The sequence below is a fragment of the Microcoleus sp. CZ3-B2 genome, from assembly GCF_036705055.1.
GTDB lineage: Bacteria > Cyanobacteriota > Cyanobacteriia > Cyanobacteriales > Microcoleaceae > Microcoleus.
Map to the genome: position 1 here is coordinate 22098 of NZ_JAUBTN010000021.1, position 22794 is coordinate 44891.

Below are 22794 nucleotides of genomic sequence, written 5' to 3' on the forward strand. Positions count from 1 at the left end.
GTAAAGACTTTAGTTTTTATAAAAAAGATTAATTTGCCCTTGAATCCAATAGTTTGTTAGCACTATTTACACTTTCAATATCGTATAGTTCTGGATTGTAAGAAACAATTTGTGCTACCAATTTATGATGGTATGGTTGAGCTTTTTGATTTCTAGAACCATGAACGTGACGATAATTAAGAACTATTTCTCTCGTTCCCCAAAAAGGAATACTATGTTTGTGACAATTAACCCAAAATTCCCAATCCTCATAACCTTCTTTCATCTCTGCTTTGTAACCGTTGACCAAATTCCAAACTGATTTGTGATACAATGAAGACGTGCAAATCATATTAGATTGTTTGATGTTTTTTGGTGAATATAAATCATAACTGGGTATGGTGTGATTTTCATTGCCGCCAAAAAGTTGATAAGAACCAAATGCTATGCAAGGTACTTGTGATTTTAGACATATTTCTAAAAGACAAATCAAGGCATTGGGAGCTAAAATATCATCGGCATCTAAGGGCATTATGTATTCGCCGTTGCCGGCCGATATGCCAGTATTTCTAGCTATTGATATCCCTTGATTAGCTTGTTCTATTAGCCTAATTTGATACTGGGGATTGGCTGCTATCAATTGTTTGGCGACTGTGCTAGTAGTATCTAAACTGCCATCATTGATAATGATTATTTCCCAATTTTTGTAAGTTTGGTTGATAACGCTAGTTACTGCTTGCGGTAAAAAATGAGATTGATTGTAACAGGGAATAATCACAGATATCAAAGGTTGACTTGCAAGCTGCGGCGAAGCTGCGACTTGCTTTACACTTTGTGGATGGTTTGAGTGTGAATTCTCGCTAGAATTTCTAGCCACTTGTAAGCTGTCAAAATAAATCTTTGGATGAACGATCGCCAATTGATTCAGATCGGTATTTTGATACTCATTTACTAATTTTGGATATCTCGATAAGTGTTCTTCTTTCACAAAAACTAAGATATTCTGAGCATACCAAGGCTCGACTTTTTCATTGTTCCATATTTTTTTTCTCAAGCAGTCAATAACTGCAAAACCGTTTTTCTGAAAGTAATAAGCCCAATATTGCGGCCACTGTTCGTTAACGTGTTCGACACCGCCTTGAAATGGTATTGCCGCCGAAAACAGAATTATCGGTGCTAGTTTAGTTAGAGAATTAACCAAGTTTTCTGCACAGGTACTGGGTAAGTGTTCCGCAACTTCCAGAGAAATTGCCAAGTCAAATTTTCTTTCTACTTGCAGCGGTTGCTTTAAGTCGTAAGACTTGAACTGATTTAAGGGAATTTCTAACAGAGTGCGATCGACATAATCGCCATCTATTCCCAAACAGTCAGCAATTCCCAACTTTTGACAAGTGGCTAACCAGCTTCCCGTACCGCAACCAACATCTACAACACTTTGTGGCTTGACTGGTTGCATCAATTCTAACAATAAAGCAATAATTTCTTGAGCTGAACTACGAGTACCTTGTCCGATTAATTCGTAAAAACTTCTTGTATAAAATGACGGTTGATTTTGAATAATTTCGGTGGAGATTTGAGAATTGCCACTAACATCATAGCCTTGCAAATGTGCTGGCAACTCCCAGGAAATATTGGGATCTGGTTGATGTTTTGCAGGCTCGACATTGCCCCGCCAAGCAGCACCCATAATTTGCATTGTTTGATAAATTAGAGTATGCCATCCCTTTTGTTTCAAGTAATCTAAACCTTTAGCCACATCGGGAGCAGCTAAGTCATGAAATAAAATTATTGCATCTTTTTCTGCCAATTTTTCGCAAGCAATTGCATCATTTAATGGCCCATCACCTCCGTGTTCTCCGTCAATAAAAATTAACGACCATTGGCGGTTGAATTGAGTGGCAAATTCTTCTACTCGTTGGGGGCTGTAACCGGGTATTAGCTCGACGGTAGTTTGAACTCCCGACGCATTGAGAGCTCCTTGAATTGAATCTATGACGCTTTGTCTGATGTCGTCTCTTTCTAACAGCGGATCGACGACATCTAATTCAACTCCTGCTAGGGCTAAATGACAGGCAGACCATCCCAGCCAGCAACCTATTTCTAAAGCTTTTTTACCCGAAAATTGCAGGGCTGTATTGTAAAGGATGTGTGCTTCGTCGCGATTCAAAAATCCGATGAATGGATAGCGCTTGTCTGCATACCAATTATGCGGAATTTCCCGGCGTAAATAAGGCCAGTCACTCGTATTTGGATCGGTCAAAATCATATTAGGGAAATAGCAGTCTGGTCTAATTATTTGGAAACCTGGGGAGACGTAATCGGCGCGATGTAATACATTATTTGTGCTGATTACAGGTGGTTTTTCTGTCATTTTTTGCTGTTTTTTAGATTGGTAACGGACGCTGATTTCCAGTAGGTCGCCGTCAGTTGCAGTCAATTGTACTCGGTCAAACTGCTGGCGTCCCGCTAAATGCAAAATGCCGATCGCCCCGTGCGGCAAGTACGGCTCCACAAAACAGGCTCGCTGCTTGTCCCAGACGGGCAAACCGTTGAATATCCAATTGCACCAAGCTGGCAGCATTTCAGTGAGATTGAACAATTCGCCACTGTAAACAGCGAGGTTGAGGGCAAATTGATCTGTCATGACACAGCCGGATTTTTGCAATCCTTGATGGAGTTTATCAGCCCAGGCTTCCCAGTGTAAAGCATCTTTTCGTAGTGCAAAAACTCCGGCATTTAATATCGGATAACTGTAGAATTTCTTAGCAATTTTTTCACCAAAGTTAGCTTCATATTGTTGATAAACCCACGACCAAAATTGAGGAAGTTGTCCGTACTGCTGCAAGCTCGCCCTGTGAACTTCGGGAACAATTGCCAGTCCCCGGCGCGAGGCTCCTTCAACTAACAAATTAATTGCTCTCCAGTCTTGAACCCAAGCATCCGCATCTATCCAAAGGTATATATCAAAATTGGGAAAGTATTTTCGCAAACAAGGTCTAACTAATAATCCTTTTAAATGTTCTGGAGCTTCATTTCTGCCGGGAAAGTCAAAGTCCCAATCGGGTTTTTTAATGATATTAACTTGTGTTTCCAGCCACTGCAACTGTTGGGAAGTGCAGCCGAGATCGAAAAAGCCGATCGCCACATTTGCACCCTCTGATTTTTCCCGCACCGATAAAATAGTGCCTCGCACCAGCTCAAAGTAATTTGCATCGGCGGCCGTGATGATGATAATCTGCATAAATATAGGATTTTTGGTTAGGAATTGGCCAAACAGGGAATTGGGCATTGGTCAAACAGGGCATTGGGCATTAGTTGTTTGTTATTTGTTATTTGTTATTTGATGGTTGCTCCTTCTTCCTTCTTCCTTTTTCCTGATAACGTTGGACGGAAAGCTCGGGGAGGACAGCAAAACATGACTAATGACTACCCTTCGACTTCGCGAGCGGGCAAGATGACTAATGACTAATGACTAATGACTAATGACTAATGACTAATGACTTAAATTATACTATCGAGGATGACTTATGAAAAACCCAAAAGGAAAAGTTTATCTAGTCGGCGCGGGGCCCGGAGATTGTGACTTGATGACAGTGCGATCGCACAAACTGCTATCCCAAGCCGAAGTTTTAATTTATGACGCTCTCATCGACATCCCACAACTCGAATTAATCCCCGTAACTTGTCGGAAAATCGAAGTTGGGAAACGTGGCGGAAAACCTTCCACCCAGCAGCAAGAAATCAACCGCTTGCTGGTAGAACAGTGCAAGTTAGGCAAACAAGTAGTGCGCTTAAAAAGCGGCGATCCGTTTATTTTTGGTCGCTCCAGTTCCGAAATTCAAGCATTGATAACAGCAGGCTGCGAGTTTGAAGTAGTACCCGGAATTTCATCCGCATTAGCCGCACCAATGCTAGCAGGAATTCCCCTCACAGATCCGGTGATGAGCCGCTGTTTTGCAGTGATGAGCGCCCACGAACCGGATGCTCTAGAATGGGAAGCATTAGTGCGGATTGAAACTTTGGTAATATTGATGGGAGGGCGCAATTTAAGCGAGATAATTTGGCAATTGCAAAAACACGGGCGATCGCCCGAAACACCGATCGCCATTATCCGAGATTGCAGCCGCCCCGAACAGAAAATTTGGATCGGCACTCTGTTCAACATCGTACAGCAAACAGCAGGTCAATCTCTATCGCCTTGCGCGATCGTCATTGGAGAAGTAGTCAGATTGCGCGAATATTTAATCGGATCGGAAAACACAAACATGAGCGTTAAACCAGTCATTTCTAACAACAGCCAGCCGCTAGCCGGAAAAACGATTTTAGTCACCCGCGCAGCTTCCCAGTCAGGTCAATTTAGCGATCGACTCCAGCAACTAGGAGCCCGCGCGATCGAAATGCCCGCCTTGGTAATTGGTGCGCCGTCTACTTGGGAACCATTAGACAGGGCGATCGCACAATTGTCAAGCTTTCATTGGTTAATTCTCACATCCCACAACGCTGTAGACTGGTTTTTTGAAAGATTGCAAGCAAAAGGCAAAGACGCGCGCAGCTTGTCTGGCATTAAAATCGCAGTAGTAGGCAAAAAAACAGCAGAAAGTTTGCGATCGCACTCTCTACAACCAGACTTTATTCCCCCCAACTTCGTCGCCGACTCTCTAGTCGAAAACTTCCCCGATAACTTGCAAAACTGCAAGATTCTATTTCCCAGAGTAGAAAGCGGCGGGAGAGAAGTTTTAGTCAAAGAATTCACCGCCAAAGGAGCGCAAGTAATCGAAGTACCAGCTTACCAATCTTGCTGTCCCGAAACAATCGCTCCGATCGCCCTAGCCGCACTTCAAAATAAAGCAGTAAATATCATAACCTTTGCCAGTTCCAAAACCGTGCATAACTTTTGCAATCTCATAGAAAAAAAACCAGAATTGTCTTTATCTGAGGATTGGTTAGAAAATGTTTGCATCGCCTCGATCGGGCCCGAAACGTCCAAAAGCTGCCTAAAATTATTGGGTAAAGTAGACGTAGAAGCCACAGAATATACGTTAGACGGGCTGACTGAGGCGATCGTCCAATGGGCCACAAAATATCAAACTTTGTAAGTTTACTCTAACCTGCAGTCGGCGGAGGCAGACTTCGTTTGTATAGACGCGGTTTCAACCGCCGAGTTTTACTCAGCCATTGATTATCTAATCTGCGGGTTGTAAAATAATAAAATAACTAGGAGGAAACATGAGCGCAAAAGACCAACTTCTTCAAGAACTAGACCAAGTACCAGAACCCATGTTGAAAGAAGTTCTGGATTTTGTACTAGCCCTCAAGGCAAAACACCCTGTAAAGTCAGAAAAAAGTGATGTTTGGAATGCTTACTTAGCATCTAAAAAAGAACGAGAGGAGGTTTACCGTCGTCTTGCAAACTCCTAGATTTATCTCGATAGATGAAGTCCTAGAACTTCATGAAGACCAAATTTCTAGCTTTGGTGGCACTTCCGGGGTTAGAGATGAAGGCTTGTTAGAGTCAGCTTTAGCTCAACCTCAAGCAACTTTTAGCGGTCAACTTTTGCATCCAACAATTGGCGAACAAGCTGCCGCCTATCTCTACCATATAGCGATGAATCATCCATTTATGGACGGCAATAAGAGAACGGCTTTTGCTGTGGCAGATACCTTTTTGCGATTGAATGGTTGCGCTCTAAATTTAACGGACGATCGAGCATATAATTTAGTCATGCAAGTCGCACGGGGAACGATGACGAAAGAAGAACTAAGCACTGAGTTTGAGTCATGTATTGTTGCGTTTTAATAAGTAGGATGGGCATCGTGCGCCAGCTAGCATCTGTAGGGAAACGGCAATGGCGTGTCCGGGGCCGAAATCGGGGAATTGCGGAACAAAAAAGCGAGTAAAATTATCACTAAAGAACAAAGCCGATCGCACGAGCGTCAACCCACTAATCCAACTAAAAACAAAAAAACAAAAATCGCCAACCGCCGCCAACTCCCGCTACCCAACTACAAATTCCCAATACCATGAATAAATATTTTTCTCGTTTCGACACCTTAAGCAGCGTGCTAGCAGGAACTACCGCAGCCTTAACCATAGTTATCAGCCAGCCCGCGATCGCCAAAACAGCCCAAGAAGTCGCCAACATTGCCGGGCCGCTGACAGTACAAATTAACAGTTCCCTAGGAGACGGTTCAGGCGTAATTATTGCCAAAACAGGCAAAACTTACACAGTTTTAACAGTCAACCATGTCGTAGAAAAAGCAGACGTTAAATATACCGTTCGCACCTCGATCGGCAAAAACTATCAAGCAACCGCAGTCACCCGCTTGCAAACAGCAGCAACAGACCCAGATTTAGCAGTAGTCAAATTTGAAAGTCCCGAAGAATATCCAGTCGCGACGATCGCAGATTCCGATCTAGCCGTCATCGGCAGTCAAATCTACGTTTACGGCTATCCCGCTACGGGCGGACTGTTCGGCGCAGAAAGAGAACCCGAACTCTCTCCCGGACTCGTGACCAGCCGCCCGCACAACCGCCCCGAAGGTTACAATTTGCGGTATCAGGCAGTAACTTGGAGCGGTATGAGCGGCGGGCCAGTTTTCGACTCCGAAGGCCGAGTCATCGGTTTGCACGGACAAGGCGAATTCGGTTTTGCCCAAACCAGTTCCGGCGAAGTCGCCCCGATCAAAACCGGATTTAATGCAGCAGTTCCCATCAATACATTTATCGCGAAGTTAGTGGCGGCGGGAATGAACAAATCTGAGTTGAAAGTAGACAATACTCCCGCAACTATCGGCCCGGTATCCACCGCCAATCCGCAAGATGCCCAAGCCTATTATTTTCGAGGACTTTCGCGGTTAGATCGAGGAGATGCTTGGGAGGCGATCGCCGATTTCAACAGAGCACTGGCTTTCAAGCCAAAATATACCCCAGAATTGTATTTTAATATCGGTAATGCCCGCACTTTCATCACTTCCGGCTTGCCCCAATCCGAAACCACGCGCGGTTCCACTGCTATTGAAGCATACACGCAGGCGATCGCAGCCAATCCCGGTTTTGCCGACGCATACTACAACCGAGCTTTAGCTTACCTGGAAACAGAAGACAAACCAAAAGCAATTGCCGACTTTCAAAAAGCAGCAGAACTTTACAAACAAGGCGGGAGAACAAGTGCGTATCAAGACGCGCTCAACAGAATCAAACAATTGCAGTAGAATTAGAAGTTAAGAATTAAAAAATCAAAATGAATAAGTCCATTTTGATTTTTTAATTTCTATATTCATATAGCAGTTTTCAAAAAAGTGAGGTATGCCCTATGCCTTAGGCCCGGTTTGGCCGGTTTGGCCGGTTTGGCCTATCCCGGATAGTATCTCATATGAGAACACAGAAAGGCTATATAATTTATCAAAACAGCAGGTAAATAATCATGACTGCTATCACCTTAAACCTCAACTCCATAATTAAACTAACTTCCGAACAGTTCTACCAACTGTGCGAATCAAACCCCGATTTAAAATTAGAACGCAGCGCCAACGGAGAATTAATCGCCATGCCACCAACCGGAGGAGAAACAGGCAAACGCAACTCAAAACTTAACTTACAGGTGGGAATTTGGAACGAACAAACGGAACTTGGCGAAGTGTTTGATTCCTCCACAGGATTTACCCTGCCCAATAAAGCCGATCGCTCTCCCGATGCTTCTTGGGTAGAAAAATCTCGCTGGCAAGCTTTAACACCCGAACAAAGAGAAAAATTCATCCCGCTTTGTCCCGATTTTGTCATTGAATTAGTCTCGCCCAGCGACAGCTTGAAAAAGACTCAAGAAAAAATGCAAGAATATATAGAAAACGGCTGCCGTTTGGGTTGGTTGATTAACCGCAAAAAACGGGAAGTTGAAATTTACCGCCTCGGTAGAAGCGTAGAAATATTGCAATCTCCTCAAACCCTTTCTGGGGAAGATGTTTTGCCGGGTTTTGTTCTCAATTTGCCAAAGATTTGGAATTAGTATAATTTAACGATCGAGCATAAAGATGAGGTATCAATCGATAGAGCCATCAATCCCTCAATCCCCCAATCTAAAATCTAAAACTTGTACGATCGCAACTTGTGAGCCAGCGTCTTGCCCCCCGAGCGAAGTCGAAGGGAGTCGAAGGAAGTCGAAGTATCTAAAACCTAAACCTATACCTCCCCTTTTTGAGAAAGGCTATATGCACCACTACCGTATTTTTTTTTTCAGAGCACTACCAGCGAGCACTATCCATGCCAAACACAGATGCTCTCCCGCGAATCGCTTGCAGACAGCGAGGGAAGGTAACACCACTCTGGTAGCGCATCCCGTCAAACTGTCAAGAATCACCGGCGTCAAAGTCCGGCCAGCAGTCAATCACCCAAGAATGCTTCGCAGGAATGACTCAGAAGTGTCAAAATTAAGATAGGTATGCCAGAAACAGGGGAAAAGAAATCTAGCCTGTAATGGCCCCAAAGGCAACATTGATTCCTCGCTTGTCACGCTTGCAGGTGGTCGCCGACGGTTCGTCGCATTTAATCTCAACAGTAATTATGAAAGATCTCACTCTTTATCGAAATATCGGCATCTTCGCCCACGTAGATGCTGGCAAGACCACCACAACTGAAAGAATCCTGAAACTGACAGGCAAAATCCACAAAACAGGTGAAGTTCACGAAGGCGCGGCGACGACTGACTTCATGGAACAGGAACAAGAGCGCGGTATTACGATTCAATCCGCTGCTACCACTTGCTTCTGGAACAATCATCAGCTCAACGTCATTGATACCCCCGGACACGTGGATTTCACGATCGAGGTTTACCGTTCCCTGAAAGTGCTCGATGGTGGCATCGGTGTATTCTGCGGTTCCGGTGGAGTTGAACCGCAATCGGAAACAAACTGGCGCTACGCTAACGATTCCAAAGTCGCTCGCATCGTCTACATCAACAAGCTCGATCGCACAGGTGCAGATTTTTATCGCGTTGTCAACCAAGTCGATAAAGTCCTCGCAGCTAAACCGTTGGTAATGGTTTTGCCGATCGGCATTGAAGAAAAATTTTGTGGCGTAGTCGATTTGCTGACCCGCAAGGCATGGATCTGGGATAACTCCGGCGATCCGCTGAACTACACAATCGAGGAAGTTCCCGCCGATATGGTCGATGATGTCGAGAAATATCGCGAACAGTTAATCGAACTCGCCGTCGAGCAGGACGATAACGTGATGGAACAGTACCTCGAAGGAAACGAGCCGAGTATCGAAGACCTGAAACGGTGCATCCGCAAAGGAACTCGCGACTTGGCATTTTTCCCGACCTACTGCGGCTCGTCCTTTAAAAATAAGGCAGTGCAGTTGGTACTCGATGCAGTCGTAGACTACCTGCCAAACCCGATGGAAGTCAGCCCGCAGCCTGAAGTAGACCTTGAGGGCGAGGAAACAGGCAATTTCGCGATCGTCGATCCAGACAGACCCCTGCGCGCCCTAGCATTTAAGATTATGGACGATCGCTTCGGGACTCTAACCTTCACGCGGTTGTACTCCGGTAAAATATCGAAAGGCGACACCGTACTCAACACCGCCACAGGCAAAACCGAGCGCATCAGCCGTTTGGTAGAAATGCACGCCAACTCTCGCGAAGAAATTGAGTCCGCTCAAGCAGGCGACATTATAGCCATTGTGGGCATGAAAAACGTCCGCACCGGACACACCCTCTGCGATCCCAAAAATCCCGCAACTCTAGAGCCAATGGTTTTCCCAGAACCAGTCATCTCGATTTCGGTCAAACCGAAACTCAAAGGAGGCGAAGAAAAGATGGGAGCCGCGATCACAAAGATGGTACAAGAAGACCCATCCTTCCACATGGTGACAGACGAAGAAAGTGGCGAAATCATCCTCAAGGGCATGGGCGAACTGCACCTCGACATCAAAGTGGACATTTTGAGGCGCACCTACGGAGTCGATGTAGAAGTTGGCGAACCGCAGGTAGCCTACCGCGAGTCAATTACCAAGCGCCTCGAAGACGATTACACCCACAAAAAGCAATCAGGTGGTTCAGGTCAATTCGCCAAAATCGGCTATATCGTCGAGCCTGGTGAGCCTGGAAGCGGCTTTGTGTTCGAGTCAAAAGTAACTGGTGGTAGCGTACCGAGAGAGTATTGGCCAGCCGTGCAAAAAGGCTTCCAAAGCTGCATCGATGTGGGTGTCTTGGCTGGTTTCCCCTGCTTAGACTTGAAATTCACCTTGCTTGATGGAGGTTTCCACCCGGTTGACTCTTCAGCAATGGCCTTTGAAATTGCTGCAAAAGCCGCCTACCGCCAATCGGTTCCCAAAGCTGGGCCTCAGTTGCTCGAACCGATTATGAATGTCGATGTTTTCACTCCAGACGATCACATGGGCGATGTCATCGGCGACCTCAACCGCCGCCGGGGGATGATGAAATCTCAGGAAACAAGCCAAACAGGAGCGCGGATTAAGGCCGACGTGCCCTTGAGTGAAATGTTTGGTTATATTGGCGATTTGCGTACCATGACCTCTGGCCGCGGTCAGTTTTCCATGTCCTTCTCGCACTATGCTCCTTGTCCCAGCAACATTGCTGAGGAAGTGATCAAGGAAGCCAAAGAGCGTCAAGCCGCGAAGTAGTGTATTAAGTGCGATCGCACTCCACGAAAAGATAGCCAGAAACCGGGTTTTTTCCACATCCTTCGCCACAGCGACGAGATTGGCTAAAAACCCGGTTTCTTTGATTTACTCGCCAGGAGCCAGAAACCTGTTTTTTTCCACATCCTTCGCCACAGCGACGAGATTAGCTAAAAACCAGGTTTCTGGCTATCTTGGTGCGTCCAAAACAGTTAAAATTATCTGCGTTGATTTGCGTTAATCTGCGGTTTCGCGATCGATCGAAAATTTATATTTGCTAAAATACAACTAATAATTTAAGACCCAGGCAGGTAGCCATGACAGCCACCCTGATTCAAACCCCAAAAGCCGGATTTCTGCTGAAAAATATTAGTTGGCAGACTTATGAATCTCTGGTAAACGAACTCGCCGAACAGCCGGGAATTCGCCTGACTTACGATCGCGGAAATTTAGAAATTATGACTCCATCAGCACCCCACGAAAAATCTGGAGAACTGTTAGGAAACTTTGTGGAACTTCTAACCGATGAATTAAATCTTGACATTTGCAGCATGGGTTCACTAACCTGCAAGCGCCAAGATTTGGCACGAGGGTTAGAACCTGATAAATGTTACTACATTCAGAATGAAGATGTTGTCTGGAATAAAGAACAAATCGATCTCAATGAAGACCCACCACCAGATTTAGCTATTGAAATTGACATTACCAGCAGTTCGATCGATCGTCTCGAACTTTACGCAAGTTTGGGCGTACCTGAAGTTTGGCGCTACGATGGCAAGCGTTTAATCATCTATCAGTTAGAAGGCAATGAATACGCAGAGTGCGAGGTTTCTCCAACCTTTCCTTTTCTGTCGAAGTCTGAAATGCTCAGGTTTTTGGAACTGAAAAAGACTACAAAAGAAAAGGCTTTGCTGCGGTTGTTCCGGGAGTGGGTGAGGAGTCAAATTCAGTCAGGAGAGTGAAGCAGGGCGATCGTACTTTTGGTATAAGAAGCTGTTGGGTAACACATAAATTTGTAGTGATAACTTCAGTCCTCAAATTTTTATGAGGACTTTAGTTTTGACTGCGAACCTATTTGATTGCGATCGCTCCAGCGGACATGATATCATGTCCGACCAATTAACCATAATATCCCGGTCGGGGCGGGTTTTTGGGATTGTCAATTATTGGTAGGTATTGTTGGTGAACCCGCCCTTACAAAAATTGCGCTCGAACCAAATTAACATTTATTCGCCAGCAAGTTCCGCGCGAAACTTCTCCACAACTCGATTCAATCCCACCGAATGAGAAGCTTTAAATAAAATACGATCGCCCTTTTCCACAAATCCCAACAACCGCTGTGCTAAATCTTCCCGCCCATTTTGCGCCGCAATATCTCCAACCTCCACAAAAGGCAAACCAGCCGCACCCGCAGCCATCGCCGCCGCTTCCTCAAAATCCGCAAATACAAACAAAGCATCAAGCTTCAACTCTTGCGCCGCTTTTCCCACTTGTCGGTGAAATTCGATCGCCCTTTCGCCCAATTCCTTCATCGTACCCAACACCGCAATCCGGCGCTTTCCCGGAGTATCCGCTAACAACCTCAAAGCCGCTAACATCGACTCCAAACCAGCATTGTAAGTCTCGTCAAGAATCACAATATCATCGGGTAAATCGTAGCGGCGCGCCCTTCCATCCGGTAACTGCACAGACAAACCTTGCTTTAAAACTTCCCAATCAATATCTAACACTTTTGCTACAGCCAAAGCAGCCAAATAATTTACGGCATTGTGCCGTCCAGCTAGCGGCAGCGGCAGTTGCATACCTTCTACAGAAATGGTATCATTACCTAGCAATTCCCCGCACAATTCCCCGCCTTCTAAACCGTAGGTTAAAGTTTTTCCCTGCCAAAAAAGCGCCGCAGTTGGGATTAATCTGTCAGAATCGTGATTGAGAATAGCAATGCTATCAGCAGGCATTTCGGCTAACAGTTCGCACTTAGCGATCGCGATCGCCTCTTCCGAACCCAATCGCCCGATATGCGCCGTTCCAGTGTTAGTAATTACCGCCACAGTAGGACGCGCAATTTGCGATAGCAGGGCAATTTCGCCCCGCCCGCGCATTCCCATTTCAATTACAGCATAATTGTGTGCCGGCGAAAGCTCCAACAGAGTTTTTGGTACTCCAATTTCATTGTTGTAGTTATATTGAGTTTTAAGAACATTTCCCCTGGTTGATAAAACTGCCGCAATTAACTCTTTAGCAGTAGTTTTACCGACAGAACCTGTAACAGCAACTATAGGTATACTGAACTGGTCGCGCCACCAACGGGCGATCGTCTGGTAAGCTTTTAAAGTATCGTCAACGCGCAACAGCGGAAAATTAGCAATTTCTTCTTGCCAATCGCGATCGACCACCGCCGCAATCGCCCCCAAATCCCGGGCCTTAGCCACAAATTTATGCCCGTCAAAATTGTCTCCCCGCAGCGCCAAAAATACTTCGCCACCCTCAAGAGTGCGCGTATCCGTGGCAATACCTGTCCCTAAAACTGTCAAAATGTCCTCAGACACGGCAGGTAAAGGTACATTTAAAATTTCAGCAAGTCGGGCGATACTTACGCGACAGACCATATTAGCAGCACTCACATTTCAAATAACTATTTTCACAGTTAATCCTACCTCGCTTGACCTCAAATTCAACTCAAACCAGCTTCACTCAAAGAATTCAACCGATGGAGTCCCTGCTCTCAACCCTAGCAGTTATCAGTCATTCCCAATTTTTTAATGCCACATCCCTAATGCCCCAATCCAAAATGGTAAGCTGTACTGCCTTTAAATTGTATATTTCGACGATCGATCAAAAATCTTATCCCCTCTCTTTACCCGCTCGCGAAGTCGAAGGGATCCTCTCCCCCTCTTCCCCTCAATCACCATAGACAATCTAGATAAACCTCATTACAGAGGGCGGCCGATTAGGATTGATACGATCTACGGTCGATCCGCAATAAGTAAATATCGGTGTGGGATGTAAGTCCGCAACAAGCTGGACTTGCATTCCACACCTATCCGTCGGGAATATCTCTTTTTTGTAAAAAGCATTTTTTTATTGAGCGTGCGATCGTCCCCGCTAGCGAGTAGATCCTCGCTAGCGGGGACGATCGCACTATAGTTAAATGCCAAACACCAGATGCTCCCGATCCGTTTTTATTCTGGTAATCTACCGGATACGATCTGACAGTAAAAATTCTTATACTAAATCCTCCGCTTACCCATAAATTCACTCGAACCAACCCACATTTTTACGGAGCATCTCGCGTTTGCCAAAAGTATTGTTTTCACGCCACGCCGTCCCGCCTCGCTTGCAGATATATCCGCCGTGGGAAATATTAAGCTCGCACTATAAATACAAAACACCAGATGCTCCCGCATTTTTACCAACACTTTACAAAAAATATGGTGATTTTAGGCCTTGCTGATTGTCAACAATTCATGTAATGCTGGTGTTGGTAAATAGTTTAATTAAGCAAAGAACATCGATCGACTGTCTGTGCTGACCGCTTTCGCCCCTCGCGCCCCGTCCGAGGAAAAGCTCGGTTGGCTCAATTGTGGTGCTCGACTCTGCCAAAATTCATCTGTGCCCAGGGCGCTGCAAGCTCGTATCAAATCCTCGGAGGGTTAATCCACGGTGAACGACTACAACAGACAAAGCCACGAAGAAGAAAAACAGTTACTTTACAACCACTTGCTGGAGTTGGTACAAGTAGAGCAGCCGGCCGAACTCATCAGCCGCTTTCGTACTTTGTTTATCCACGGTATCGGATATCCCGATCGCGCCGTCGTCGAAGCACTCGAAAAAATAGCAGCCTCAAAATACGCCCAACAAGAATTTAAGTACATCCTCAACCGCTGCTGCCATATTCCGATCAATCGCTGGCAAACATACCCCAGCAAGCAAGCAGCCATCCCCGAATTGATCGCTGTGTTTGAGGAAGCCCCCAGAATATTAACTAAATACAGTCGATCGCGGGTTTCTCACTCGATTCCCCAATTAGTACATCAATTTACCCAAAGCGAACAGTACCTAACCCTCAAACGCTTAGCCCAAGTCATCACCCACAACAACGAAGACAGCAGCAACACCAAAACCCCCGCCACCCTAGCCTTGGGAACCTTAATTCCCCGGTACCCTTACCTCTACAAACACTGCCTCCTCAGCGACGACAGCACCTACGAACAGCAGAAAATCATTAAAACCATCCAAGCCCAAAAGCAGCAGAAATTTGAAATCGACCTCTCGCAATACGTCGCTCACCAAGTGAGAAAAGCCCAAGTAGCGCGCCGTCATACCTCACTTTCCTTCGGCAGAGATATACAAACTATAAAAAACCCTACCTTGTTGAGCGACCCGGAACTGTTCTTTGCCCTCAAGCAATTTGTCGGAAAAGTAGAAGGAGCTGATACATACAGACAGCTAGCGGGTCGCTTCAAGGCGAACGCCAGCACAAACCAGACCTACGGCTCCTTTAAAGACGACTTGTACGAATACCTGATTTCTTCTGTGGCGGACGATCGCTACGGCCAACGCCAATTTAACGAAAAACTGTATAAGCAACTACAAAATACATTTCCCCACAACGACGATCGCCAGTTCAACGAATTTTTAATGATCAGAACTTGCAGCCAATTATTGAACTTTTTAGTAGTAGAGAGTCCTGCGCGGCCCAACCACTTTGTTTTCATCGACCTGATCTCAAACCTCGGGCCCACCCAAACCACAGGTTTGCTGCTGAAAATCGTGCTAATTTGTGGCAAAATCAAGCCCTATCTAGAAAAGCGGTTGGCAATTTTGTTCGGCCACTACGAATTTTGTACGCGAGAAGGGCTAGTGTGGCTAGTCAAAGCTCTAGAAAACCTGAATCTAGCTTTGAGTACCAATTTTGGGAAAGTGGACGTATCTTTCCTGCAGTAGGAGGCCCGACAACTTTCTGTCCGGGCGACTGACCCAACATCAGGGCGAGAAACCCGTCTTCTAAATCCCTAAAAACTTTACGTTTAATTATCAAGACCTAATTAACTGCTGAAAGCTATTCAAAAGAAGCTATTCTGTGTTAAAATCCCAAGTGTATCAGATTCGGTTGCAGGCTTTGTTCATTGCTACAGAATTGTCTAAAAACTTGCCCTTCTGTATCGGCAGGGAACTCTCCGAAACTGAACTCTTTGCACTGTCTAATTTTTGGAGTTATTCCTCATGTCGATATACGTCGGTAACTTATCCTACCAAGTTACCCAAGAAGACATCACCACCGTCTTCGCCGAATACGGAACCGTTAAGCGAGTACATCTACCTACCGACAGGGAAACCAGTCGCCCCCGCGGCTTCGGTTTTGTAGAAATGTCAACAGACGCAGAAGAAGATGCAGCGATTGCTGCTCTCGACGGAGCTGAGTGGATGGGTCGCGACCTCAAAGTCAACAAAGCTAAGCCCCGCGAAGATGAAGGCGGCCGGGGCGGCGGCAACCGGGGCGGTGGCGGCCCAGGAAAATTCTCTCGCGGCGGCGGAGGCGGAGGCGGAGGACGTTATTAATTTCCTAAGATCGAGAGTAGAGATTTGAGAATAGCAGCAGGCGATCGATCCGATCTAGGTCCGAACCACCGTCCGAACCACTTCCAGTCTGGTCGATCCCTACCCCTAATCTTCAAGTTTCCCGATCGACCGCATTAAATAGATTTCTTGCACAAATATTAGATCGAGCCGGTGAACCGCAGATTTCGAGCGGATCAACATTGATCGACGCAGATGATTCAATCTTGTCTGCAATTGAGTGCAAGAAGTGTAATATACCAAAAAGCCAGGGGCCTAACCCTTGGCTTTTTGGTATGAACGTATCGGATATGAGCCAAAAACCTGCCGGACAAAGCCCTTCAAGTGGCTCTACTGTTTTAATCGTCAGGTTCGATGCTGCTGATCAATCCGTGATTGTTGAGCGTTTCAGCATAAAACTCCGCGTGTTCGAGAGCGCAAACAATCACAAGTCCCAGCCCGTTAGTGTGGGCTTCCATCATCACATTCACAGCCTGTGGCTGAGTCATACTCGGTACCGTCGCCATCAAAGTCTGCACCACGTATTCCATTGGATTGAAATCATCATTGTGCAGCAAAACCCGGTAGCGCGGCGCAAGCTTGCGGACTGTAGAACGCTTTTCAATAATTTCGACAGACACTAATCTATACCTCCTGACTTGTAAAATGTTAAAATTTGTGAATAATCTTGAGCCGGATTCTTCCCCCGTGCAAGACTATCCCACTTTCAGCTATTTTATTGAAATCTGAAAAATCAGACAAGGCGGTACTCGCGATCGCTCGCTCGCGGCAAACCCAACACCAGACGCAGCAGGAGTGTCCCCAGCCTGTAGCCACGACCTTATTAAGGCCATAATATGACAAAAGCCCGATCGGTTAAAAATAAAAAACTACTACCTGTTGAGTCCCCAGAACAGACAGAATCTAAATAATATGAAACGCAAACCTAACTCCTACAGAGACGACGCATTCCGAGACGAAGACATCAGCTCATTGGGCGGACAGTCGCGGCGTCAACCTCAGTCCGGCAAACCTTCTTTCCTCAATTCTGCCACCATAGGGATTTTAACAGCCGTTTTTATTCTGGGAATTGGGATTGGCATCGCCTTTAGCTCCACAGCTACAATTAGCCCAGAAAACGTAGCATCGCGTGAATTTATCGATCGCAGCGCCCCGAACCCAGAACTTTGCGTGCAGTTTGGAGCCAGCGCGATGGTAACAGATATGCGCGTATACCTCACCCTCAACCCCTTTAACGTCTATATTTCGCAGCCGAGTATGCGCCCTGGATGCGTCCTCCGAACCAATAACTGGGCAATTCTCGAACAAAGAAAACTGATCGACCAAAACCAAGTGCGCGAGTGCAAAAATCGGATGAACACCTTTGGCTTCACAGGGCCCCTGGAAGGTCAACCGCAAATTAACTGTATCTATCAAAACGACGGCGCTAAAAACCTGTTCCTCAACCAACCGGGTTCGATAGCTCCAGCGGTTGAAGGTCAAAATTTCTAAATTGCCGATATAGCGGTTTTTGCTCGTCGAGTGAAGGGAAGATTTTTCTCTTCACTCGACGAGCAATTGCTTGAATCTTTGATCGATACAGAAACCGGCGAGGGCGGCAGATGCGCGGCTCGAGGCAGATTATTTTTAGAGAGTTTTTACGAGCAGTGCAAGATGTTTCTTTTTGCTTTTTCCCTCGAACTTCTTACTTTTTTACGATCGAAAACTGAACGGGGAGCAGCGACGTAAGTTGTGGTAACACCTGCGGCTGCTCCAGCCAGTAAGCCGATGCGGGAAAAGCCGCTACTGGCTTTTCCCGCATCGGCTTACCTTTGGCGATCGCCCGGAAGCGGTTCCCCAAAGGTAAGTATCCGCTTTTGGGGTGCTTCTATTGCCGAAATTTGAGGTTTTAGACTGGGTACAGCCGCAGGTCGTACACCCGAACGTTCATTGAGGCGAACACTCACTAAAGGCACTGTTATCGGTCGGATTTGGTCATTCGTAGTTGGTATCGGTACAGAATTGGCAGGGAAATTCGGCGAAACAGGAGATTCTGGGCGATCGACCTCTGTTGCAGCAGTTGAGTTAGAATCTGTCGGCGGCTGGTTTGACGGTGCTGGTATTGTAGTCGGGAGTTGAGTTTCGGGAGTTTTTACGAACTGAGTCGGTTCGATAGAGGGACGCAACACCCAGCGATTTTCTACCCCGATTCTTTGGAATTGAATTTGTTCGCCGTTGAAAGCTGCTCCGGGAGCCAAATTTAGGACAATTCTCGTGGTTCCGGCCCGAAGTTGAGTCACGCCTACAGAACGCACTGCGCCTTGCGAGTATAGTTGAGTTGCGTCCACTCCGATCTCTGTATTGGGCAAATCCACAGCAATTTGATTCGGGTTGAGCAGAGAATATAGGGGAGTTGTTCCCTCTGGGAGAGTAATTTCTAGCTGATTTGTGGCTGGATCGAATTTCCAACTTGTGACTGTAGAAGCATTGGCTGGTTGGAGTGTTATTTGCAGGATCGCAACTGTGGTGGCGGCGGCGCAGGCTAAATTTGCAGCGATCGACACAGAGCCTGACAGTGAGGGTATCATGTAGGTTTAAGGATAATTTCTTTAGTAAAGATATTGCGGGCGATCGAACTGTTAACGGCAAGCGCGGTTTAACGCTGAAAGTTTAGCATTAATTGGTAATTGGTAATTGGTAATTGGGGAATAGGAAGTTATACAAAGCAGCTTGATACTCCCCACCGATGAATCGGGGGGATTCTTGATGTATTCCACAAAGGGACTTTCAAAGGCGTTAACAAAGCACCTCTACCCACTTAGATTGGACGAATCCAAACCTTGCGTATACTTTTAACTTTTTTCGGTTTTCGGAGTCCATCACTTATGCCAGATAGGTACGCTCAATAATTCACTGTTGCTTGTTTGGTCAGGCTACGGTCAGGCCGAGACGAACCAAAGAAAGGAGTTTCACCTTATTAAATTATTTCAACACGTAGATGGTTGTTCTTAATCGCTGTAATTAGTCTACCAGTTTGTATTAAACCGTGCCATATTTTTAGGCGACTTGCATTCGCAGCCGCGTTCCTCCCCATATCGGTAGCCAAAGGCTTGCCACTCGTTTTTAGGTGAAAAACTGTTTCTACAATTGTTGATGCTAAACCAACGATATTTCACGGGCAGAACTCCCGCCGGACAAGGCTGTGCCGTTTTTTTTAATAAATATGGCCTCTGATTTATATCTAGCAATATTTTTCAAACTTGGTACTCTATCATGTTCTGTCGATTACCGGAATACAAAAAGTTTGTAGTGAGGACTTCAGTCCTCATGCTCGAACCTTAATCCGCTATTGGATTGCGGACTAAAGTTCTTACTACGCTACAAACCTTTGCGAGTTTTGTTTTATCTCGGTTGAGTGACAAAATCCAGGGCAGTAATAGCATTGCTAGGCCCAAAAACATTAGCCAAAACCTCCCCAGTGGCAGCAACTTGCAGGACATAACCGTTGGCATCGCGCGAGTTAATTCCCAAAGACTCAAAACTTAAGCCGTCGGCAAGGACAAACTTGTCGGTTCCTACTTCAAAATTAAGCACAGTATCGATGCCACTGTTGCTATTTAACACAAATCGATCGCTCCCGCTACCTCCAATTAAAGTATCCTCTCCCCCATCGCCAAACAGCCAGTCATCCCCTGCGCCTCCATTGAGAATGTCGCTATCTTTCCCTCCATGAATCGTGTCGTTACCGTCACCGCCATTAAGAGCATCTTGCCCTTCATTGCCGTAGAGAAGGTCGTCGCCACTGCCGCCGTTGATGCAGTCTTGCTGACCGTTTGCACCCACCGGGCCTAGCTCGTTTTCTCCCCGATCGCCAAAAATAGTATCGTTGCCATCATCGCCACACAAAATATCGTTGCCGTCATCGCCATAAATCAAGTCGCTGCCGGCATCTCCGTGGGCTAAATCGTCATCCTTGCCGCCCTCAATAGTATCGTTGCCAAAACCACCGCCGAGAGAATCGGAACTCTCGCCGCCGTTGAGATAGTCGTTACCATCTCCCCCAAACAACAAGTCGCGGCCGTTGACATCGGTGACTAACTGGTTTGCCGCGCCGCCGTAAAGGGAATCGTCTCCCTCGTCGCCGACAATGGTATCAGCACCGAGTTCGCCCCAAATTATGTCATTATCTTTGCCGCCGTAAGCTAAATCGTTACCTTTGCCAGCAAAAATGCTGTCGTTACCGCTACCGCTGCCAATGATGTCGCCGGTGTCGTTGCCGAAAATTAAGTCGCCTTCATCGCTAACATTTATGCTGCCTTGGGGATTGCCATAGTCGCCAACGATCGTATCAGAACCTTTATTGCCATAGAGAGTATCCGAGCCGGTTTCGCCAAAAATGCGATCGCCCCCTTTTCCTCCAAATACCACATCCCGACCGTTACCGCCTAGCAAAGTATCGTCGCCCTCTTGGCCGTTGAGCCAGTCCTGGCCGTTGCCTCCAACCAGAAAATCTTGCCCCTCCGGGTCGCCGTCTAGGGAGTTTTGGACTCCGCCGAACAGAGAATCGTCTCCGCTGTCACCGTAGAGCGTGTCCTGGCCCTTGTCGCCCCAAATCAGGTCGTTTTCTTTGCCGCCGTAAACGGTGTCTGCGTCTTTGCCCCCGTAAACCGTGTCATTACCTTGAGCGCCAGCAATGGCGTCGCTGGAAGAACCGCCGAAAATCAGATCGCCGTCGTTACCAGTCAAGTTGATGTTGTTGCCGTTGTCCCCGACGATCGTATCGGAACCGCGATCGCCGTACAATGTGTCGGAATTGCGATCGCCAAATATGCGATCGTCTTGTTTGCCCCCGAACACCACATCATTTTCTTTACCGGCGTAAACGATGTCGTTGTTTCTGCCAGCAGCGATGAAGTCTTGCTGTTGGTCTCCAAAGAAGATATCGGAGCCACCTTCGCCTAAAAGCGTGTCGTTGCCCTCAAAGGAGACAAACAGTTCGTTAGTGTCGTTTCCTGTTAAATAATCGTTTCCGGGAGTCCCGAGGACAGTGTTTTCGATGTCAATGAGCGCGGAGGCGCTTGACTCGAAGTTGAGTATTGGGGAAGGCTGGGGTTGGACAAATGCGATCGCCCTCAGCAGGGGCAAGGGTTCGCAACCGCAACCGGTATCCGGTTCGGGAACTCCAGCGAAAATAGGAGTCGGAGTAGGTGCGCCCGGAGTCGGCGCGCCTGGAGTCGGCGTCCCCGGAGTAGGTGCGCCCGGAGTAGGCTCGCCCGGAGTAGGTGCGCCTGGAGTCTGCTCGCCCGGAGTCTGAGTCTGCTCGCCCGGAGTCTGAGTCGGAATCGGAATCGGAATCGGAATCGGAATCGGAGTCGGAGTCCCCGGAGTCGGTGCGCCCGGAGTCGGTGTCCCCGGAGTCGGAGTCGGAGTCCCCGGAGTCGGAGTCCCCGGAGTCCCCGGAGTCGGAGTCCCCGGAGTCGGTGCGCCCGGAGTCGGAGTCGGAGTCGGAGTCGGATTCCCCGGAGTCGGAGTCGGAGTCTCCGGAGTCGGAGTCGGATTCCCCGGAGTCGGAGTCGGAGTCGGATTCCCCGGAGTCGGAGTCGGAGTCGGAGTCGGAGTCGGATTCCCCGGAGTCGGAGTCGGATTCCCCGGAGTCGGAGTCGGAGTCGGAGTCTCCGGAGTCCCCGGAGTCCCCGGAGTCGGAGTCTCCGGAGTCCCCGGAGTCCCCGGAGTCCCCGGAGTCGGAGTCGGAGTCCCCGGATTCGGTATTGGCCCCGCCAGGACGGTGGTGATGACAGTGGCTCTGGACTCGGAACCGTTGTTGTTGGTCTGTTCTGGGTCAAAAGTGGTCGATCGGCTACTGGAGGTATTTTTGATGCTGCCCGTTTCTGGAATGACTAATGTTACCTGGCGATCGGTGTTGCTGCCGCTAGCCAAGCTGGGAATTATTGGGAAGGTGACAATCCCCGTCACTGGATCGTAAGTGCCGTCATTGGATGCCGTGACTATCTTTAAACCGGGAATGATGCTGTCTGTAATCACTACATTTTCCGCAGCATTCGGCCCATTGTTGGAGGTAGTGATAGTATATGTCACCAAACTGCCTGCCTGAGCCGATGTGAAGCCGTCCTTGACTGTAACCAGATCGGCGACTGCACCGATCGCCGTAATGACTTGTCCCCCCGGCTCACCGGGCGCTGCGATGACCGAGCCGTTGTTGTTTGTCAGGTCGGGGTCAAAAGTGTCCGATGTACTCGAAACCACGTTGAGGATGCTCGTCAGCGTCGGTGGCGGTACAAATTTGATCGTGCGGCTTTGGCTGCTGCCGCTGGCTAAAGTCGGGATCGGGAAATCGATCGTCCCTGTGGTTTCGTTGTAGGTGCCGCCGTCGGACACCGTGACATTTTTTAAGCCGGGAATCAGGCTGTCGGTGATGACTAGGTTGGTCGCGGTACTAGGGCCGTTGTTGCTAGTAGTAATTGTATAAATCAGCGTATCGCCCGCCTTGATGGTTGCCGGAGCAGTCTTTTGGGTGACAATATCGGCGACTGCACCGATCGCCGTAATGACTTGTCCCCCCGGCTCACCGGGCGCTGCGATGACCGAGCCGTTGTTGT

Annotated in this window: 15 protein-coding genes and 1 pseudogene; 10 read left to right on the forward strand and 6 right to left on the reverse strand. The window is 47.4% G+C overall.

What is annotated here, in order from left to right; all coding sequences use genetic code 11:
- Positions 1–28 precede the first annotated feature (28 nt).
- Positions 29–3220 (reverse strand): glycosyltransferase, encoded by a 3192-nt coding sequence (locus tag QUA97_RS12140; RefSeq protein ID WP_333194713.1) that lies wholly within the window; start codon positions 3218–3220, stop codon positions 29–31.
- A gap of 286 nt (positions 3221–3506) precedes the next feature.
- Between QUA97_RS12140 and cobA the strand changes: the two genes are divergently transcribed.
- The 7 genes from cobA (at position 3507) to QUA97_RS12175 (ending at position 11580) form a co-directional block, all read left to right on the forward strand.
- Positions 3507–5075, forward strand: a complete 1569-nt coding sequence (gene cobA / locus QUA97_RS12145) for a uroporphyrinogen-III C-methyltransferase (protein WP_333194715.1) — start codon at positions 3507–3509, stop codon at positions 5073–5075.
- A gap of 130 nt (positions 5076–5205) precedes the next feature.
- Complete coding sequence (locus QUA97_RS12150) at positions 5206–5397, forward strand: DUF2281 domain-containing protein (protein ID WP_194065873.1); 192 nt, start codon at positions 5206–5208, stop codon at positions 5395–5397.
- The gene (locus QUA97_RS12155) at positions 5384–5776 is read left to right on the forward strand and encodes a type II toxin-antitoxin system death-on-curing family toxin (protein WP_333194717.1); all 393 of its coding nucleotides are present in this window, start codon (positions 5384–5386) and stop codon (positions 5774–5776) included. Before QUA97_RS12150 ends, QUA97_RS12155 begins: the two co-directional genes overlap by 14 nt.
- A 224-nt stretch (positions 5777–6000) precedes the next feature.
- A complete protein-coding gene (locus tag QUA97_RS12160; RefSeq protein WP_333089499.1) occupies positions 6001–7191 on the forward strand; it encodes a tetratricopeptide repeat-containing serine protease family protein in 1191 nt (396 codons plus the stop codon).
- Between the two features lie 212 nt (positions 7192–7403).
- Positions 7404–7982, forward strand: coding sequence for a Uma2 family endonuclease (locus QUA97_RS12165; RefSeq protein ID WP_333194718.1), 579 nt, complete (start codon positions 7404–7406; stop codon positions 7980–7982).
- Positions 7983–8536: 554 nt separating this feature from the next.
- Entirely contained in the window at positions 8537–10621 is a 2085-nt protein-coding gene (gene fusA, locus QUA97_RS12170) for an elongation factor G (protein WP_194065866.1), read from the forward strand.
- A 314-nt stretch (positions 10622–10935) separates the two neighbouring features.
- Positions 10936–11580 (forward strand): Uma2 family endonuclease, encoded by a 645-nt coding sequence (locus QUA97_RS12175; RefSeq protein ID WP_194008311.1) that lies wholly within the window; start codon positions 10936–10938, stop codon positions 11578–11580.
- Between the two features lie 264 nt (positions 11581–11844).
- On the opposite strand, the gene QUA97_RS12180 is transcribed toward QUA97_RS12175, so the two are convergent.
- Positions 11845–13227 (reverse strand): UDP-N-acetylmuramoyl-tripeptide--D-alanyl-D-alanine ligase, encoded by a 1383-nt coding sequence (locus tag QUA97_RS12180; RefSeq protein WP_333194733.1) that lies wholly within the window; start codon positions 13225–13227, stop codon positions 11845–11847.
- 1054 nt (positions 13228–14281) lie between these two features.
- Between QUA97_RS12180 and QUA97_RS12185 the strand changes: the two genes are divergently transcribed.
- Positions 14282–15565 carry a hypothetical protein gene (locus QUA97_RS12185; protein WP_333089493.1) on the forward strand — a complete coding sequence of 428 codons (1284 nt, stop codon included), beginning with the start codon at positions 14282–14284 and terminating at the stop codon, positions 15563–15565.
- Between the two features lie 279 nt (positions 15566–15844).
- Positions 15845–16180 (forward strand): RNA recognition motif domain-containing protein, encoded by a 336-nt coding sequence (locus QUA97_RS12190; protein WP_333089492.1) that lies wholly within the window; start codon positions 15845–15847, stop codon positions 16178–16180.
- Between the two features lie 356 nt (positions 16181–16536).
- On the opposite strand, the gene clpS is transcribed toward QUA97_RS12190, so the two are convergent.
- Positions 16537–16818 (reverse strand): ATP-dependent Clp protease adapter ClpS, encoded by a 282-nt coding sequence (clpS, locus tag QUA97_RS12195; protein ID WP_333089491.1) that lies wholly within the window; start codon positions 16816–16818, stop codon positions 16537–16539.
- A gap of 292 nt (positions 16819–17110) precedes the next feature.
- On the opposite strand from clpS, the gene QUA97_RS12200 reads away from it, so the two are divergent.
- On the forward strand, positions 17111–17689 hold the full coding sequence (locus QUA97_RS12200) for a DUF3172 domain-containing protein (RefSeq protein ID WP_333089487.1): 579 nt from the start codon (positions 17111–17113) through the stop codon (positions 17687–17689).
- A 193-nt stretch (positions 17690–17882) separates the two neighbouring features.
- On the opposite strand, the gene QUA97_RS12205 is transcribed toward QUA97_RS12200, so the two are convergent.
- From QUA97_RS12205 to QUA97_RS12215, 3 genes and pseudogenes are all read right to left on the reverse strand, one after another.
- On the reverse strand, positions 17883–18038 hold the full coding sequence (locus QUA97_RS12205; RefSeq protein ID WP_333089485.1) for a hypothetical protein: 156 nt from the start codon (positions 18036–18038) through the stop codon (positions 17883–17885).
- Entirely contained in the window at positions 18004–18765 is a 762-nt protein-coding gene (locus QUA97_RS12210; RefSeq protein WP_333194719.1) for an AMIN domain-containing protein, read from the reverse strand. The genes QUA97_RS12205 and QUA97_RS12210 overlap by 35 nt, the downstream gene beginning before the upstream one ends.
- A gap of 814 nt (positions 18766–19579) precedes the next feature.
- Positions 19580–22794: pseudogene (locus QUA97_RS12215) on the reverse strand (DUF4347 domain-containing protein); the annotation flags it as partial.